The 17,759-nt window shown below is 69.7% G+C and carries 13 protein-coding genes; 6 read left to right on the top strand and 7 right to left on the bottom strand.

Features of this window, described 5'->3' with window-relative positions; genetic code table 11:
• The first annotated feature begins 90 nt into the window (after nt 1-90).
• Nucleotides 91-1,089 carry a tRNA dihydrouridine(20/20a) synthase DusA gene (gene dusA / locus FL344_RS29100; protein WP_141620838.1) on the top strand — a complete coding sequence of 333 codons (999 nt, stop codon included), beginning with the start codon at nt 91-93 and terminating at the stop codon, nt 1,087-1,089.
• A 317-nt stretch (nt 1,090-1,406) separates the two neighbouring features.
• Here dusA and FL344_RS29095 read toward each other — a convergent pair whose 3' ends face one another.
• Together FL344_RS29095 and FL344_RS29090 are read right to left on the bottom strand one after the other, a co-directional pair.
• The gene (locus tag FL344_RS29095; RefSeq protein ID WP_141620837.1) at nt 1,407-2,123 is read right to left on the bottom strand and encodes a tetratricopeptide repeat protein; all 717 of its coding nucleotides are present in this window, start codon (nt 2,121-2,123) and stop codon (nt 1,407-1,409) included.
• Between the two features lie 10 nt (nt 2,124-2,133).
• Nucleotides 2,134-3,663 carry an acetyl-CoA hydrolase/transferase C-terminal domain-containing protein gene (locus FL344_RS29090; RefSeq protein ID WP_141620836.1) on the bottom strand — a complete coding sequence of 510 codons (1,530 nt, stop codon included), beginning with the start codon at nt 3,661-3,663 and terminating at the stop codon, nt 2,134-2,136.
• 196 nt (nt 3,664-3,859) lie between these two features.
• On the opposite strand from FL344_RS29090, the gene FL344_RS29085 reads away from it, so the two are divergent.
• Entirely contained in the window at nt 3,860-6,073 is a 2,214-nt protein-coding gene (locus FL344_RS29085; protein WP_141620835.1) for a M3 family metallopeptidase, read from the top strand.
• A 21-nt stretch (nt 6,074-6,094) separates the two neighbouring features.
• Here the strand turns inward: FL344_RS29085 and thiD are convergent, their stop codons facing one another.
• On the bottom strand, nt 6,095-6,913 hold the full coding sequence (gene thiD, locus FL344_RS29080; RefSeq protein WP_141620834.1) for a bifunctional hydroxymethylpyrimidine kinase/phosphomethylpyrimidine kinase: 819 nt from the start codon (nt 6,911-6,913) through the stop codon (nt 6,095-6,097).
• A 40-nt stretch (nt 6,914-6,953) separates the two neighbouring features.
• Nucleotides 6,954-7,217 (bottom strand): hypothetical protein, encoded by a 264-nt coding sequence (locus FL344_RS29075; RefSeq protein WP_228565466.1) that lies wholly within the window; start codon nt 7,215-7,217, stop codon nt 6,954-6,956.
• Nucleotides 7,218-7,427: 210 nt separating this feature from the next.
• Here FL344_RS29075 and FL344_RS29070 point away from each other — a divergent pair, with 210 nt between their 5' ends.
• From FL344_RS29070 to FL344_RS29060, 3 genes are all read left to right on the top strand, one after another.
• Nucleotides 7,428-8,888 (top strand): M20 family peptidase, encoded by a 1,461-nt coding sequence (locus FL344_RS29070; RefSeq protein WP_194863298.1) that lies wholly within the window; start codon nt 7,428-7,430, stop codon nt 8,886-8,888.
• A 244-nt stretch (nt 8,889-9,132) separates the two neighbouring features.
• Complete coding sequence (locus FL344_RS29065) at nt 9,133-10,884, top strand: DUF4215 domain-containing protein (RefSeq protein WP_141593291.1); 1,752 nt, start codon at nt 9,133-9,135, stop codon at nt 10,882-10,884.
• A 146-nt stretch (nt 10,885-11,030) separates the two neighbouring features.
• Nucleotides 11,031-12,485 (top strand): tetratricopeptide repeat protein, encoded by a 1,455-nt coding sequence (locus FL344_RS29060; protein ID WP_228565465.1) that lies wholly within the window; start codon nt 11,031-11,033, stop codon nt 12,483-12,485.
• Nucleotides 12,486-12,540: 55 nt separating this feature from the next.
• Here the strand turns inward: FL344_RS29060 and FL344_RS29055 are convergent, their stop codons facing one another.
• The gene (locus tag FL344_RS29055) at nt 12,541-13,215 is read right to left on the bottom strand and encodes a hypothetical protein (protein WP_228565464.1); all 675 of its coding nucleotides are present in this window, start codon (nt 13,213-13,215) and stop codon (nt 12,541-12,543) included.
• Between the two features lie 193 nt (nt 13,216-13,408).
• Complete coding sequence (locus FL344_RS29050; RefSeq protein WP_141620830.1) at nt 13,409-14,218, bottom strand: SAM-dependent methyltransferase; 810 nt, start codon at nt 14,216-14,218, stop codon at nt 13,409-13,411.
• A gap of 195 nt (nt 14,219-14,413) precedes the next feature.
• Here FL344_RS29050 and FL344_RS29045 point away from each other — a divergent pair, with 195 nt between their 5' ends.
• A complete protein-coding gene (locus FL344_RS29045) occupies nt 14,414-16,639 on the top strand; it encodes a fused MFS/spermidine synthase (RefSeq protein WP_194863297.1) in 2,226 nt (741 codons plus the stop codon).
• A 1-nt stretch (nt 16,640) separates the two neighbouring features.
• On the opposite strand, the gene FL344_RS29040 is transcribed toward FL344_RS29045, so the two are convergent.
• Nucleotides 16,641-17,666 (bottom strand): methyltransferase, encoded by a 1,026-nt coding sequence (locus tag FL344_RS29040; protein ID WP_141620829.1) that lies wholly within the window; start codon nt 17,664-17,666, stop codon nt 16,641-16,643.
• Between the last annotated feature and the right edge of the window lie 93 nt (nt 17,667-17,759).

Raw genomic sequence — 17,759 nt, 5'->3', positions numbered from 1 at the left:
GTGGGCAGGGGCGGGAAACCCGGCTACATGCAGGCGGCAGGGGAGCGGCCCGCTGAACGGGACGCTCCGGCCGCTGCCCCGGGTTCTCGCATGATGCCGACTTCTCCCTCGCCCCTGTCCGTCGCGCCGATGATGGACTGGACGGACCGCAACTGCCGGTACTTCCACCGGCTGCTCAGCCGCCACACGCTGCTGTACACGGAGATGGTCACCACGGGCGCCATCCTGCACGGCGACCGGGAGCGGCTGCTGGGCTACGACGCCGCGGAGCACCCGGTGGCGCTTCAGCTCGGCGGTTCGGAGCCGGCGGCGCTCGCCGAGTCGGCCCGGATTGGCGAGCAGTGGGGCTACGACGAAATCAACCTCAACGTGGGCTGCCCGAGCGACCGCGTCCAGTCGGGTCGCTTCGGCGCGTGCCTGATGGCGGAGCCGGACCTGGTGGCTCGGCTGGTGGGGGCGATGCGAGAGGCGGTGAGCATCCCGGTGACGGTGAAGTCGCGCATCGCCATCGACGAGTTGGAGGAATGGCCCACGCTGGAGGGCTTCATCCGGAAGGTGTCCGCCGCGGGCTGCACCCGCTTCATCGTGCACGCGCGCAAGGCGTGGCTCCAGGGGCTGAGCCCCAAGGAGAATCGCGACGTCCCGCCGCTGCGCTACGACCTGGTGCACCGGCTCAAGGCGGAGTTCCCGCACCTGGACATCAGCATCAACGGCGGCATCAAGACGCTGGACGCCGCCGCGGAGCAGTTGCGCCATGTGGACGGGGTGATGATGGGCCGCGCCCCGTATGAGAACCCGTACCTGCTGGCCGAGGCCGACCGCCGCTTCTTTGGCGCAACCACGCCGGTGCCCCAGCGGCACGAAGTCGTCGAGGCCATGCTGCCGTACATCGAGAAGGCGATGCTGCGCGGCGCGCCGCTGGGCGCCATCACCCGGCACATGCTGGGGCTCTTCCAGGGGCTCCCGGGGGCGCGCGCGTGGCGCAGGCACCTGAGTGAGAATGCCCACAAGCAGGGCGCGGGGCCGGAGGTCGTCGTGGCGGCGCTGGCGAAGGTGCGGCGGGAGCCCGAAGCCGAAGTCGCGGCCTGACTGCGGGGCATCACCCCGACACCAGAGGGAACCGCAGGTTCGAGCCGCTTCCCTTCGGCCCGGCATGCGATTCCCTCTGGCCCACCGCCGCGCTCGGCGTGGTCCGCGCCCGCACGAAGCTCCCCGCCACCAACGTGGTCCCCAAGCACCGCTCCAAGTCGGCGCTCTCACGGGGTGTCAGGCATTGCATCGGAGCTCGGCCCCACTCGCGAGCACCCCCGCCTCTCCGGGAGCATCAGGCCCGGAGTCAGCACCCGCGGCCGGAGCCGCCGTGTGCATGGCCATTCTTGTCGCATGCCGTGGCTGCGAAGGGCCCGTCATGGTTTGCGCATGGTTCCTTCACGAAGCGCGTCCAGCAGGGCGGGCGGGTCGCCTTCACGAAAGGCTTCGAGTCCTGCCTCGAAGTCCGCGCGCGCACCGTCCACGTCACCTTGCCGCTCACGCAACACGCCACGCGCGTGCAGCAGCTCCGGGTCCACCTCGTCGCCCGTCTGGGACGCGAGCGCCTCGGTGAGGTCCTGCGCCGCGTCGTCCAGCCGGCCCAGGCGGGCCCGCGCGGCGGCGCGCTGCTGGAGCAGCCACGGGTTGCCCGGGGCCTCCTCAATCGCGAGCGTCCAGTCCCGCTCCGCCGCGTCATCCCGGCCCAGCGCCTCCAGTGCTTCGGCGCGCTTCATGTGCAGCACCAGGGCCTTGCGGTAGCCCGCCGCGACGAGCGCGTCGAAGTCCGCCACTGCGTCTTCATGGCGGCCCAGTCTCAACAGGCACAAGGCACGGTGCAGCCGGCTGGTGAGGTGGCCGGGGGCCAGCGCCAGCACGCGCTCGTACCACTCCAGCGCTTCAGCGGGGACGCCGCCCCAGATGGCCAGCGTCTGCGCCACTTCCAGCAGCACGCGGGCCTGCCGGGGATGCGCCTCCGCCAGCGCCCGTGCGAGCGCGAGGGCGGATGCGTACCGCCCGCTGCGTCGCAGGCGGTCCACCTCCCGCAGCTGGGCGGCCAGCTCCGGGGGACAGGCTTCGCGGCCGTTGCGCTCCACCGCCGGTGTCTCAGCCGTTCTGGGGGAAGGCGCGCGTCGCCGCGTCGTAGTCCGCCCACCAGCCCTGGAGCACCTTCATGTCGGTGGCGCGCGGCTCGTCGCCGGGGCCCGCCATGTCCAGGTACGCGTGCAGCAGCGGCCGGAAGTAGGGGTGCGCGCAGCGCTCGATGATGTCCTGGGCGCGCCGCTTGGGCGAGCGGATGTCCATGTTGAGCGCGTAGCCCTGCTCGGTGACGACGCACTTGATGTCGTGCTCGGTGTGGTCGATGTGCCGCACGTACGGCATGACACAGCTCACCGTGCGGCCATCCCGCAGCTTTCGCGTGGACGGCGTGTGGACGATGCTCAGGTACGCGTTGCGGAAGAAGTCACCCGAGCCGCCCAGGCCGTTGACGATGCGCGAGCCGTCGATGTGCGTGGAGTTGACGTGCCCGTAGATGTCCACCTCGATGGGGGTGTTCATCGCGATGACGAAGAGGCGCGAGATGATTTCGGGGCTGTTGGACAGCCACATGGGCCGCAGCACCAGCCGGTCCTTGCTCCGCTCGAACATGTCGAGGAAGCGTTGGCGGCCCTCAGAGGAGAAGGACACCGCGGTGGCGGACGCGTATTCGAACTTCGCGTCGTCCTCCACGTAGCGCAGCATCCCGTCCTGGAAGACCTCGGTCCAGAAGCGGATTTTCTGGAAGGGAGAGTCGTAGAGCTGGCTGATGATGGCGTTGGCCACGTTGCCCACGCCGGACTGGATGGGCGGCAGGCGCTTGCCCCACTGGTACTGCTCACGGCAGCGCATCAGGAAGTCGATGACGTGCTCGGCGATGCGCCTGGCGGTGTCATCCGCCGCCTTGAAGGGCACCGGGTGGTCGGGCGTGCGGGACTCCACCACCGCCACCACCTTGCTCAGGTCGAACTCCACGTAGGGGGTGCCGATGCGGTCCCTCACGTTCACCAGCGGCAGCGGCCAGCCCACGTGCGGATGGACGGCGGGCAGGACGATGTCGTGGAAGCCCGTGTAGTCCGGCCCGGAGGTGTTGACCTCGAGGACAATCTTCTTCGCGCGGGCCAGCGCCTCCGCGCTGATTCCCACCGACGACGTGAGGATGACGCTGCCATTCTTCCGGATGCGCGACACCTCGACGACGGCCACGTCGATGTCGCCGTAGAAGCCATACATCAGGTTGCGCGCGAAGGCGGACAGGTGGACGTCCGTGAAGTCCATCTCCCCGGCATGGATGCGGCGCCGTGAGGCAGGCGAGGACATGTACGGACCGCGCTTGGCGATGAAGGGCGCCATGGGGCCCTCCACGTCCTCGGACAGGGACGCGCCGGACAGCAGGGTGATGCGAGCATCCGGTGTCGTCTGGGAGAAGTGCCAGGCCAGCGCCGGCAGGAACGTCTTCGGCTCACCCGACTTGGTGAAGCCGCTGATGGCCACGGTGTTGCCGTGGACGACGTGCTTCACCGCCTCTTCGATGGGGACGACCTTCGCCAGCAATTCGGCGTTCTCGATGCGGTCCTTCAGCGTGCTCGTCACGGTCATTCCTGGAGGGTGAATGCTGTGGGGTGGCATGGGTGTAACACACCGCGTCTTGCCCGTGGCCACGGTGTTGGCCGGGAACAGATGGGCAGGCAGGCATGTTGGTGTGCCCGCGATTCCGTCCCCCGGTTCGCGACGCGATGCCGCTAGGCTGCGTCCCTCTTCAGTTAGCCCCCTTTCGTCGGGAGACATCCTCTACATGCGTAAGCTCTTCTTCGCTGGCGCGGGCATGGCCGTACTCGTGTCCACCGGCTGTGCGACGACCTCGCAGGAGTCCCAGAACTTGGCCACCGCGCCCCAGACGACCGCCCCCGCCGCGCCGGCTGCTCCGGAGCAGACCAACCCGCTGCTCGCGAAGTGGACGGGCGCCCATGGCGGCGTGCCGCCGTTCGACCAGGTGAAGGTGGAGCTCTTCAAGCCAGCGCTCGAGGCCGCGATGGAGCGGACGCGCGGCGAGCTGGCGGCCATCGCCAACGACACCTCGGCGCCCACGTTCGAGAACACCATCGTCGCGCTGGAGGCCGCCGGCAAGACGCAGGGCGAAGTGGAGACGCTCTACGGCATCTGGAGCTCGTCCATGAGCGGGCCGGAGTTCCAGGCGCTGGAGCGGGAGATGGCGCCGAAGCTGGCCGCCTTCGACGACGAAATCTTCCAGAACGAGGCGCTCTTCCGCCGCATCGAGGCGGTGTACCAGTCGCCCGACAAGGCGAAGCTGACGCCCGAGCAGCAGCGGCTCACCTGGCTGCACTACACGCGCTTCGTCCGCTCCGGCGCGAAGCTGGACGCGGCGGCCAAGCAGAAGCTGGCGGCCATCAACCAGCGGCTGGCGTCGCTCTACACGTCCTTCAGCCAGAACGTGCTCGCGGACGAAGAGGGCTACACCGTCGTCCTGGAGTCCGAGGCGGACCTGGCGGGCCTGCCGGACTCCGTGCGCGCGGGCGCCGCCGCCGCGGCCGAGTCGCGCGGTCAGAAGGGTAAGTGGATCATCACCAACACGCGCTCCTCCATGGAGCCGTTCCTGACGTATTCGTCGCGGCGCGACCTGCGCGAGAAGGTCTGGCGCAACTACGTCAACCGCGGTGACAACGGCGACGCGCGCGACAACAACGTCATCATCGCCGAAGTCCTGAAGCTGCGCGCCGAGCGCGCCACGCTGCTGGGCTACAAGACGCACGCGCACTGGCGGCTGGAGAACGCCATGGCCCGCACGCCCGAGCGCGCCATGGAGCTGATGGAGGCCGTCTGGAAGCCCGCGGTGGCCCGTGTCCACGAAGAGGTCGCGGACATGCAGCGCGTGGCCAACAAGGAGGGCGCGAAGCTCAAGATCGAGCCCTGGGACTACCGCTACTACGCGGAGAAGGTCCGCAAGGCGAAGTACGACCTGGACCAGAACGAGGTGAAGCCCTACCTCCAGTTGGAGAAGCTGCGCGAGGGCATGTTCTGGGTGGCCGGCGAGCTGTTCGGCTTCTCCTTCACGCAGGTGAACGACGTGCCCGTGTTCCACCCCGACGTGCGCGTCTGGGAGGTGAAGGACCAGGCCAGCGGGCGTCACGTGGGCTTGTGGTACTTCGACCCGTACGCGCGCAAGGGCAAGCGCTCCGGCGCGTGGATGAACGCGTACCGCAGCCAGGAGCGGTTCCGGGGTGAAGTCACCACCATCGTCTCCAACAACTCCAACTTCGTGAAGGGCCAGCCCGGTGAGCCCGTCCTCATCAGCTGGGAGGATGCCTCCACGCTGTTCCACGAGTTCGGTCACGCGCTGCACGGCCTCAGCTCCAACGTGACGTACCCGTCGCTGGCCGGCACCGCGGTGGCGCGCGACTACGTGGAGTTCCCCTCGCAGCTGCTGGAGCACTGGTTGTCCACGCCCGAGGTGCTGAACACCTACGCGCTGCACTACCAGACGGGGAAGCCCATTCCCCAGGCGCTGGTGGACCGCATCGAGAAGGCCGCCACCTTCAACCAGGGCTTCGGGACGGTGGAGTACCTGTCCAGCGCGCTGGTGGACATGAAGCTGCACCTGGCGGGGGCTACGCCCATCGACGCGGACGCCTTCGAGCGCGACACGCTCAACGCGCTGGGCATGCCGAAGGAAATCGTCATGCGGCACCGCACGCCGCAGTTCGGCCACGTCTTCGCGGGTGATGGATACTCGGCGGGCTACTACAGCTACCTGTGGTCGGACACGCTGACGGCGGACGCCTACGAGCGCTTCACCGAAGGCAAGGGCGCCTACGACAAGGACGTGGCCGCGCTCCTGCGCAAGCACGTCTTCTCCGTGGGCAACACGCTGGACCCGGCCGACGCGTACCGCGCCTTCCGGGGCCGTGAGGCGGGCATCCAGGCCCTGATGCGCAAGCGCGGCTTCCCCGTGCCCGCCGCGCAGGCCGCGCCGAAGAAGGCCGCGAAGTAGCCGCCCGGTGACGGGCCCGGGCTACCCCTCCAGCGGGAAGAAGTGGCTGAAGGGGCCCGGGCCCTTGCCCAGGGGCAGGGGGTGCTCCAGCGCGGCGGTGACGTAGTCCTTGGCGCGCCGGGTGGCCTCCAGCGGCGGCTGCCCCAGCGCCAGGTGCGCGGCGATGGCCGCCGACAGCGTGCAGCCCGTGCCGTGGGTGTTGCGCGTGTCCACCGCGCGCAGGTGCAGCGTCTCCAGGCGCTCGCCGTCGAACCAGACGTCGGTGCCGCGCAGCGCGCCCGTCATGCCGCCGCCCTTCACCAGCACCGCCTGGGGGCCGAGCCGGTGGATGCGGCGCGCGGCCTCCCGCATGTCCTCCAGCGTCTCCAGCTTCATGCCGGCGAGCAGCTCCGCCTCGTGCCGGTTGGGCGTGGCCACCGTGGCCAGGGGCAGCAGCAGCTCCTTGAGCGCGCCGACGGCCGCGTCGTCGATGAGGCGCGCGCCGGCGCGGGACACCATGACGGGGTCCACCACCAGCGGCCCCAGGCCCAGCACGCGCAGGCGCTGGGCCACCGCGGTGATGATGGCCGGGTTGACGAGCATGCCCGTCTTCACCGCGCCCGCGCCGATGTCGGAGGCCACGGCGTCGATTTGCGCGGCGACGGCTTCGGGGGGCATCACGTCCACGCGGGTGACGCCCTGCGTGTTCTGCGCGGTGATGGCCGTCAGGGCGCTGGTGCCGTGAACGCGGTGGAAGGCGAAGGTGCTCAGGTCGGCCTGGATGCCGGCGCCGCCGCCGCTGTCGGAGCCGGCGATGGTGAGCGCGGTGGCTACGGACTTCGAAGTCTCCATGGCCGCCATGGTGCGGGAGCGGGCGCTCCGTCGCCAGTGCTTCCCGCGCTCACGGGGCCAGGAAGGCGTGTTTCACCGCGTCCAGCAGCGGGTCCTTGTGGCCGTTCGTCGGCCGGAGGAAGTGCCCCTGGCTGATGGTCCAGATGATGGCGCCGCCCAGGTTCTTCTCGCGCGCGTACTGGCCCTTGACGGAGATGGAGCGCGGGTCCTCGTAGGAGACGTCGTTGCAGAGCCCCGGGCCGAGGCCGCGCCCGGGGCGCCGGTGCAGCCAGCCAGTGTCCCCAGCGCCAGGCCAAGCCTGAGCTGTCTCCACACCGTGGACGGCTTCTTCACTGCGCACCCCCTGCGAGGATCCGCGTCAGCTACACGACTTGTGTTTCGCGGCAAAGGTGCAAAATAGTCGCAATACTGTAAATTCGTGATTCGTGGAGGCGAGGCCTGCCGTGGGGCTCTGCCCTGGAGATGCAGTGGGGTGGCGGGCCGCCTTTGCTAGCGTGAGACGTCCCCACCGCGAGTCTTGCCGATGAAACGCATTCTCTTGTCGTTGTTGGTTGTCGTCGTTGCCCTCGCGGGGGTTCTCCTCACGAAGGCTTTTCGCTTCACCTCGCGGCAGGTCCAGCCGGAGGCGCCCGCAGCGTTCACCGTGGACGCGGATGCCGCCGCGGCCCGGCTGGGCGGTGCGCTGCGGCTCAAGACGCTGGCGGCGGCGGAGGGGCAGCCCGCGGAGGACGCCGCCTTCGCCGCGCTCCACGACTACATGCGGGAGCAATACCCCCGGCTCCACCAGGCGCTGAAGCGCGAGCCCGTGGGGGCGCACTCGGTGCTGTACACCTGGACGGGGACGGACGCGTCGCTGCGCCCGGCGCTGCTGCTGGGGCACCTGGACGTGGTGCCCGTGGAGCCCGGCACGGAGGCGTCCTGGACTCACCCGCCCTATAGCGGGCTGGTGGCGGACGGCTATGTCTGGGGCCGGGGCGCGCTGGACGACAAGGGGAGCGTGTTCGGCATCCTGGAGTCGGTGGAGGCCCTGCTCGCGGCGGGCTTCCAGCCCAAGCGCACGGTGCTGCTCGCCTTCGGTGGGGATGAAGAGGTGGGTGGGCGCGAGGGCGCGGAGGCGATGGCGAAGCTGCTCCGCGAGCGGGGCGTGACGCTGGAATCCGTGCTGGACGAGGGCGGGATGATTGTGTCCGGCACCGTGCCCGGTGTGGCCTCACCGGTGGCCCTGGTCGGCGTGTCGGAGAAGGGCTTCGCCAGCGCGGAGCTGGTGGCGGATGGCGAAGGCGGCCATTCGTCCATGCCGCCGCCCCAGACGGCCGTGGGCGTGCTGAGCCGCGCCATCTCCCGGCTGGAGGATGCGCCCATGCCCGCGAAGCTGCGCGGTGGCAGCCGGGCCCTGTTCGAGTTCGCGGGGCCGGAGATGGGCTTCGGGATGCGCACGCTCTTCGCCAACCTGTGGCTGTTCGAGCCGCTGGTGCTGCGCCAACTCACCGCGAAGGCCACCACCAACGCGGCGGTGCGCACCACCACCGCGGCCACCATGTTCGAGGGCAGTGAGCGCGACAACGTGCTGCCCGCCCGCGCCCGCGCGGTGGTGAACTTCCGCATCCTCCCCGGAGACTCCGTGGCGGGCGTGCTGGAGCACGTGCGGCGCGTGGTGGATGACCCGCGGGTGAAGGTGAGCACGCTGGGCTTCATCAGTGAACCGTCGCCCGTGTCGCGCATGGACTCCGAGGCATGGTCGCAGCTCCAGCGCAGCGTGCGCCAGGTGTTCCCCGACGTCGTCGTGGCCCCGTACCTCATGCTGGGCGCGACGGATTCGCGCTACTTCACCGGGCTGAGTGAGAACGTCTATCGCTTCATGCCGCTGCGCCTGGACGGCGCCGACCTGTCACGCCTCCACGGCAAGGACGAGCGCGTGTCGGTGAAGGGCTACGCGGACGCGGTCCGCTTCTACGCGCAGTACGTCCGCAACGTGGCCCAGTGACGCTGGTGGGAACGGGTTGAATGGCCCGCAAGGGACGTGTGGGCCCCGTGCTTCACGCCGCTTCCGGCTTTCTACGAAAGTGATGTTTCGGGCGTTGTTGTCATGAATGGAGATGTGCGCAGCAGACGGGGAGCTCATGGAAAGTCCGTTCTGCCTGCACATCTGTGCGCCGTCTGCACCCCGCATCCGTTGACTTGCCGTGACGCGTTGACAGCCGTGCGAAGCACTTTCAGCATTTGCTCCCATGGTGAACCCCCATCGCAGGTCTCGGCTGGCGAGCGCGTTGCTCGCATCTCTTCTCTTCACATTGGTGGCCTGTAGCGGCGGGGGAGGTTCGGGGAAGCCCGATGCCGGTCCTGGCCCGAACACCCCGGACGGGTCGACGCCGGATGCTGGCGACGACTGTGGTGATGGCCAGCGCCAGTCCGGCGAGGCCTGTGACGACGGCAACAGGGTGGACGGCGACGGCTGTAACGCGACGTGCACCTCGGTGGAGGGCGGGTTCATCTGCGAGGTGCCGGGAGCGCCGTGCGTCCGCCTGGTGAACTGCGGAAACGGCCAGGTCGAGGACGGCGAGGAGTGCGACGACCGGAACCTGGCTAGCGGTGATGGTTGCAACGGGAGCTGCCGGATCGAAAGTGGCTGGGCGTGCCCGGCCCAGGGTGGCCGCTGCCGCGCGAAGGAGTGCGGTGACAACATCATCGCCGGTGATGAGGAGTGCGAGGACGGCAACACCACTCCGGGCGATGGCTGCAGCGACATCTGCAGGCTCGAGGACGGCTGGAAGTGCCCGCCGGGTCAGCCGTGCAGCCGCACCACCTGTGGTGACGGCATCACCGAGGGCACCGAGCAGTGCGACGACGGCAACACCGTGATGGGTGACGGCTGCTCGCCGCTGTGCACCAAGGAGCCCCGCTGCTCGGATGGCAACTGCGAGGAGACGTGCGGCGACGGTCTCATCCTCCCCAACAGCGCCGTGGAGGAGTGCGACGACGGCAACACGCGCGCCAATGACGGCTGCTCGCCGGACTGCAAGCTGGAGGATGGCTTCGCGTGCGTGCTCATCGAGCAGGAGCCGCCGCCGCAGGTGTCCATCCCCGTCGTCTACCGTGACTTCCGCGGTTGGGACCTGCCCGCCGATCCGGCGAATGGCCTGCCCCGCGGCCACGAGGACTTCCAGTACCGGAACGCGGGGCGTGAAGATGGCATCGTCGAGAACCGGCTCGATGCCAATGGCCGCCCCGTCTACGCGAAGGAAGGCCAGGCGTCGAACAACACCAGCAACCGGGCCAACTTCGACCAGTGGTACAAGGCGGTCGAGAACGTCAACAAGACCATCGTCGGCACCTTCGTGCTGAATCAGCAGCCCGATGGCTCGTACGTGTTCGATAACGATGCGTTCTTCCCGCTCGACGATGTCAGCGGCAGTTGGGTGGCCGAGGGCCACGAGCCGCGGCGCAGGGACCTGGCGGGACAGCAGCGCAACTTCCACTTCACCAGCGAGGCCCGCTACTGGTTCGAGTACAAGGGCTCCGAAGAGCTGACCTTCCGCGGTGACGACGACGTGTGGGTGTTCGTCAACGGCCGCCTGGCGCTGGACCTGGGCGGTGTGCACGGCCCGGCGTCGGGCACCATCCACATGTCGGGCCAGGCGAGCACGCTGGGGCTGCGGCAGGGCGGCATCTACGAGGTGGTGGTGTTCCAGGCCGAGCGCCACACCGAGGGCTCGTCGTACCGCCTCACGCTCAACAACTTCCTCACCGCCCGCACCGAGTGCACCGCCACCTGCGGCGACGGCGTGGTGGACGAGGATGCCGGCGAGGAGTGCGACGACGGCGTCAACGGCGGTGGCTATGGAGAGTGCGGCCGTGGCTGCCTCTGGGGCCCCCGATGTGGCGACGGCGACGTTCAGGAGGACCAGGGCGAGGAGTGCGACGACGGCAACAACGTCAGCCGCGACGGTTGCAGCTCAACGTGCCGGCTGGAGATTGGCTGAGCCCGTCGTCCTGAGGTGAAGGTCGAGGCGCCGCTCCGGAAGGTTCGTCCTTCCGGAGCGGGGCTTCCCTGAAATCGCTGAGTTCGTGCTGCCAAGGGCGCAGGCAGCCTCCGCTGGACGGGCGTCTGCTATCGTCCGCGCGCCCCATGGCCTCCCGTTCGTTCGCGCTTCCGCTGTGCCTCATGTTGCTCGTGCTTGCCGCTCCGGCACGGGGGGCGGTGGTGCGCCCGGGGTTGCCTCCTCCCGAAGAGGTCATGGCGACGCTGCGGCAGTTGGAGACGGCCCGGGCACGCGGCCGCGCCAGCGCGATGGACAGCGAGCTGGAAGCGCAGTCACGGGCGCGGCCCGGGGATTTGATGCCGCGGATGTACCGGGCGTGGCTCACCTTTCCCTCGGACGCGTGCTGGAACGAGCTGAAGGCGCTCTCCACCCTGGACCCGGAGAATCCGTGGCCCTTCGTGGGCATGGGGCTCATCTACGTGCGCTGGGGGCTGCTGGCGGAGGCGCGGCCGCCCATCGCCGCCGCCCTGAAGGAGGCCCCTGGCTTCGCACCAGCGCTGTGGGCGCAGGGCGTGTTGCTCCAGGCGGAGGGCAAGCCCGCGGAGGCGGAAGTCCGGCTGCGTGAGGCGCTCGCCCAACTGGATGCGCCGCAGATTCGGACGTCCCTGGCCATGTTGCTGGCGGGGATTCCCGAGCGGGAAGCGGACGCGCGCGCGGAGCTGACGCGGACGGTGGAGGCGTGGCCCGAGCAGCCCGAGGCGCTGCGGAAGCTGGCGCAGTTGGCCCGCGCAGCCAACGACGTGCGTGCGGCGGCGACCGCGGGCGAGAAGCTGGTGGCCCTCAAGCCCCGGGACAAAGAAGCGCACCGGCTCCAGGCGGACCTGTGGCTGGCCGCCTCGGAGAAGGAGAAGGCCGCCGGGTCGCTGGAGCGCTACGCGGAGCTAGGCGGCGTGGAGCCCGCGGCCCTGGGGTTGCTGTCGCGGTTGTACCGGGAGCTGGGCCGCGCCGACGCGGAGGACAAGGCCCTGGTCCGGCTCGTCGCCGCCGCGCCAGAAGACCCGGAGCCGCTGCTTCGCCTGGCCGAGCTGGCCGAAGCGCGCGGAGATTCCAAGGCGGCCGAAACCCACCTGGTGAAGGCTTCCGAGCGGGCGCCCGCCCGCGCCGACATCCATGTACTGCGGGCCCGCTTGGTGTTGAAGCAGGAGCGTCACCAGGATGCGCTGGCCGCCTACCGCGCGGCGCTGGCGGCGCCCGAGCGTCGGGTTGCCGAGGCGGAGAGCGAAGCCGCCGCGCTGGTGCGCCACTTCCGGTTGCCGTCCCAGCCCGCTCGGGGGACCCAGGACCAGATATACAACCGGGTGTCACTGGGCCTGGTCGCGCTCTACATGAACCGGCTTCAGCAGACGCCGGGCATCAAGGGCAACCTCAAGGTTCAAGTCCAGGTGGACGCGTCCGGCCGGGCCACTGGCGTGACGGTGCTCTACGACAGCCTCAACGAGGCCGTCATCACCGGCCACGCCCACTTCGCCTTCATGGATGCGCAGTACCCGCCGGGGCCCGACACGCCCGTGTTCCAGTACGTCTTCCGTCCGCCGAAGTGAGCCCCGGCCCCGGCCGTGCCTGTTCTGGCTCGGTCGGGCCGGTGGTCGCGGTGACTTACGGATTGCGCTGCTTCTGGATGCCGCTGCCGCCGTAGCCCTGCACCTGGTTGCGCATCCGCTCCCAGGTGGCGCGAGCCTGCCGCTCCTGCTGCTGCTCCGACTGGAGCTTGCGCTGGGACTCCTCCACCTTGCGCTGGGCGTCCGCCGTGGCGGAGGCGAAGTCGGCCTCGGAGAGATTCTGGGCGCGTACGTCCTGGTTCGCCTTCAGAGCCTCGTACTCGGCCTGACGGAGCTTCGCGTCGGCCACCGCCAGCTCGCTCTCCCGCAGCTCCTTCTGGGCCTCCATCGTCTTGATGGCGTGCTCGCGGTACCTCACCTGAGCCTGGGCCGCGCTCATGCTCGAGTCCGCGTCTTTCAGCTCGGCCTCCGCCTGGGTGATGTTGCTGCTCTGTCCGGTGGCGTTGGCGGCCTTCAGCGCTTCGTTATGCGCTTCCCGGCGGGCCTTGGCCGCGTCCTCGTTGCGCTTGGCCACCTCCAGCTCCCGGCGCGCATCCTTGAGGGCCACGTCGGAGCGGGTCACCGCGTCCTGGGCCGTTCGCCGCTGTGCCTGGGCCTCGTGGACGTCGCCCAGCTGGTTCTCGGGTACCCGGGCCAGCCACGACTCGTCCACCTTCGCCGAGCGCGTCGAGCTGCACCCAACGCTCGCCACCGACAGGGCCGCTCCCATCATCACGCCCGCAAAAACCCGACGCCTTCTCGATTGAAACATGCTCCGTCTCCTCTCCGTGTGCGCGTGTTGCCTGCAAAGACGGTAGTCACGCGCCGCTGGGGAGGCAGACGGCAGGGAGGCGTGCCATGGCGCTGCCCTGACGGGGATGGACGCGAGCGCCTGCCCGCACGCTCGCTCCACCCGGCGGGGACGGTCAGCGCTTCTCCAGGACGACGGCGTAGAACTCGATGCCCACGCCCTCACGGTCCTCGTGGGTGATGTGCTCAGGGGGCAGCCCGAGGAACTCGCGCACGGGCAGCACGCCGGTGGCATCCCGGGCCCAGGGGCCACACAGGTCCAGGTACTCGGGCAGGGAGTAGAGCTGGAAGGACTCGCCCATCTGCCGGAACGTGCCGACGAACTGCTCCCACTTCGGGGTGCTGAGGTCCGGTGACTTCGTCTCGAAGGTGGTGAACAGCTTCGAGCCCGGGGCGGCCCAGTCGTACAGGTCGCGGAAGAACTGGCGGTTCTCCTCGGCGGACAGGAACACGGTGATGCCATTGGCGCCAAACGCGACGCGACGCTCTCCCCCCAGGAAGGCATTCACGTCCGGCCGCCGCAGGAAGGCGCCCGCCTGGCGGATGTCGCATTCCATGTAGCGGACGCGAGGCGTGTCCCCCAGCAGATGGTGGGCGGTGGTGATGGTGAGCGGATTGACGTCGCTGTAGAGCACGCGAGCGTCTGGCAGCACGGCGTGGACGTGGTCCCCGGTGGGCAGCCCCGATGCGAAGTCCACCCAGTGGTGGAAGCCATCGGCCGCCAGGCGCTGCGCGGCGGTGTGCAGGCAGGCGCGCAGCATGCGCACCCACTTCCGGGTGGAGGGCACCAGCGAGAACATGTACTCCGCCGCCTGCCGGTCGGCTTCGAAGTGGTGCGTGCCTCCCAGCGTGTAGTCGTAGATGCGGGCGGCATTGGGGACGTTCGGGTTGACGCCCGGGATTCGGGCGAGCGCTTCGGTATCCATGCGGTCAGGGCCTCCAACGAGTCGACGGGGTCTGCGAAATTTCTTCGGGGCCGGTGCGGATGAGGCCCACCCGGAGGAAGTCGCCGTCCTCCAGGGCGCCATCGTATGTGCCGGGCGCGATTTCCCGCACCTCGGGTGATTCCCACCAGCACGGATGGTCGCCTCGGACGGGGGTGGTACAGTCGCCGCCACCGCATGGCTCTTCTCCCCGCGTCTCGTCTGGATGTGCTTCGCGCTGCCCTCCTCGTGTTGGTGACGAGCTGCGCCACCCTGGTGTTGGAGCTGGCCGCCGCCAGGTTGCTGGCGCCCTTCATCGGGGCTTCGCTCCACACGTGGACGAGCATCATCGGCGTGGTGCTCGCGGGCATCAGCCTGGGCAGCTACGCCGGGGGCCGGCTGTCTGAGCGGGGCGCATCGTTCCGGTGGCTGGCGGGCCTCACCGCGCTGGGGGCGGTGCTCGCGCTCCTGCCGCTGGGGTGGGTGGCCGTGCTGGGGGATGGCGCCGCGCTGCGCCCCATCCCCGTGCTGCCGCGCACCTTCCTGCTCACCTTCCTGGGCTTCTTCCCCGTCAGCTTCGTGCTGGCCATGGTGACGCCGCTGGCGCTCCGGCTGCTGCTGCCAGACCTGGGGCGCGCCGGGCGCATCGTGGGCCTGCTGTACGCGCTGGGCACGTTGGGGAGCCTCGCGGGCAACTTCCTCACGGGCTTCGTGCTGGTGGCGTGGTTCCCCGTGCCCACCATCGTCCTCACCGTGTCGGGCGCGCTGCTGGTGTGCGCGCTGCTGGCGCTGCCCAAGGCGTCCGTGTCCGCGCCGCCTGTCGAACCGGCGGCCCCCGCGACAGCCGGCGCCGTGGCGGCAGCGGATGCAGCGCCGTCCTCGACGGGCGTGGACCTGCGCACCCGGCCCGTGCTGGCGTGCTTCCTGGTGGCCAGTGCGAGCTTCTGCACACTCGCCATCGAACTGGCGGCCAGCCGCATCCTGGCGCCCACCGTGGGCGTTTCCCTGTTGAGCTGGACAGGCATCATCGGCGTGGTGCTGACGGGCATGGCGCTGGGCAACTTCGTGGGCGGCCACCTGGCGGACCGGTGGCCCCGGCAGGAGGTGCTCGCCGGCTCCATGCTGCTGGCGGCGGCCACCTGCCTGCTGATTCCGCCCATCCACCAGTGGCTGGTGCTGAAGGGCCACTTCGACGGCCTGGGCCTGCAGGCTCGCATCGTCGGGTACACGGCCGCGGTGTTCCTGCTGCCGGTGACGGCCCTGGGCACGCTGTCACCCCAGGTGCTCCGGCTGGCGCTGGCGGACGTGGAGCGGGCGGGGCGCACCGTGGGCCGGCTGTACGCGTGGAGCACCGCGGGCGCGCTGCTGGGCTCGTTCCTCACCGGCTGGTGGCTCATCGCGAAGGTGGGCGTCTACCCGCTGGTGATGGGGGCCAGCCTGGGACTGGTGGCGCTGGCGGCCTTCGTGGGGCAGGTGTGGCGGCGGCCCCTCTTCGTCGGCGCCACCGCGGGCACGCTCGCGCTGGCGGGCATGTTCGGCGCGCTGGGGCTGTTCGCGTCGCCGTGCACGGAGGAGACGGACTACTTCTGCATCAAGGTCAACCAGGTGGAGCATGACGGCCGGCGGCTGCTGGCCATGCAACTGGACCACCTGACGCACACCATGGTGGACTTGGAGGACCCGTCGTACCTGGGCTACCCGCACGGGTACATCCATTCGGAGGTGGTGCGCCACGTGGCCGCGCGCACACCGGAGCCCCGGGTGCTGGTGATTGGCGGCGGCGGCTACGTGGTGCCGCGCTGGGTGGAGACCTACGTCCCCCAGGTCCGGATGGAGGTGGTGGAGATAGACCCGGCCGTGACGCGCATCGCGCTGGAGCGCTTCGGCGTGAAGCCGGACACGCGCATCGCCTCCTTCAGCCTGGATGGGCGGCAGTACCTCCAGGAGATGGCGGAGCGCGGCGCGTACGACTTGATTGTCCAGGACGCGGTGAACGACCTGTCGGTGCCCTACCACCTGATGACGCGCGAGTACGACATGCTGGTGCGCTCGCTGCTCAAGCCGGACGGCCTCTACCTGCTGACCGTCATCGACGAGATTCCCCGGGGCTCCTTCCTGCGCTCGGCCCTCCGGACGATGCAGGAGGTCTTCCCTCACGTGGAGCTGCTCCACGACGCCCGCAGTGGCTCCAAGGGGCAGGGGGTCTACATCGTCGCGGGTTCGGCACAGCCCATGGAGCTGGAGCGCCTCCCGGAGCTGCTGCGCGGCCTGGGCATCGAGCAGCCGCGCACGGGCCGGGTGCCTCGCGCGGAGATTGACGCCTATCTGGCCGCGGGCCCCGCGTTGCTGCTCACGGATGACTTCGCTCCGGTGGACAACCTGCTCGCGGAGCTCTTCCTCCTCCGCGAACAGGTCGCGCCGTAGCTCAGCGCTTCACGGCTTCGATGATGCACGTGCCGGCCTGGGTGGGGCGGATGCCCACCAGCTCCCAGGAGGTCCGGGTCAGCAGTGCCTGGAATTCGTTGGCCGTGCGCTCCCGCCCGTCCACCAGCACCATCATGTTGAGGTCCATCAGGGGCACGGGAGAGGGCGTCTGGTTGTCGGGCATCACCTGCTCCAGCACGAAGAGCCGGGCTCCCGCGGGCGCCGCGGCATGGATGTTCCGCAGGATGGCGGTGGCGGAGTCCTCGTCCCAGTCGTGAAGGATGTGCTTGAGCAGGTAGGCCTCGGCGGAGGGGAGGCCCGGCTCGAAGAAGCTGCCGCCCACCAGCTCCACCCGTCCACGGAGGCCCTGGGCTTCCATCGGGGCCTTCGCGCCCTCGAGCACGTGCGGCAGGTCGAAAAGAATGCCCCGGCAGGAGGGGTTGGCGCGCAGCACCCGCGCCAGCAGCGCTCCCTGGCTGCCGCCGATGTCCGCCACATGGGCGAAGGGGGAGAAGTCGACCTGTTGCGTCAGCTCGTGGGCCACCAGGGCCGACAGGTTGCCCATGGCCCGGGCGAAGTGCGCCGCCTCTTCGGGGTGCTTGGCGAAGTGCTCCCAGATGTCCGTCCCCAGTGCCTCGCGGACGGTGGACTTCCCGGTGCGAACGGCCTCGGTGAGCTGGCCCCAGGGCAGCCAGTGGGCGCGGTCACTCTGCGTGATAGCCACGTCCCGCAGCGAGCCGGGGATGTCCGAGCGGAGCCCTTCGCCCATGGGCGTCAGGGCAAAGGTCCGCTCACCGACCTCCTGGAAGATGCCCGCGGAGATGCCGCCTCGCAGCAGCCGGTACAGGCCGTCCGCGCTGATGCCGAGCTCGTCCGCCAGCGCGTCACTGCTCCGCGGGCCCTTGGAGAGCAGGTCCGCGATTCCCAGACGGGCCGCCGTGCCAATGACCTGGGTGAGCCAATAGCCGCCGATTCGCTCATAGAGTAGCTGCGTGGGAAACGGAGTCCCGCCGGGAGTCTTGTCCATGCTGCGAGTCTAGCAGCGCTCAAATCCTGTCATCATCAGGGATGGCGATAATAAGCCGTGAACCGAGACTCCCCGGCGGCGCCACGACAGGGC

Origin of the sequence: Myxococcus sp. AB036A (assembly GCF_006547355.1) — a bacterium.
GTDB classification, from domain to species: Bacteria; Myxococcota; Myxococcia; order Myxococcales; family Myxococcaceae; genus Myxococcus; species Myxococcus virescens.
This window is presented reverse-complemented; position numbering and strand designations above follow the sequence as displayed.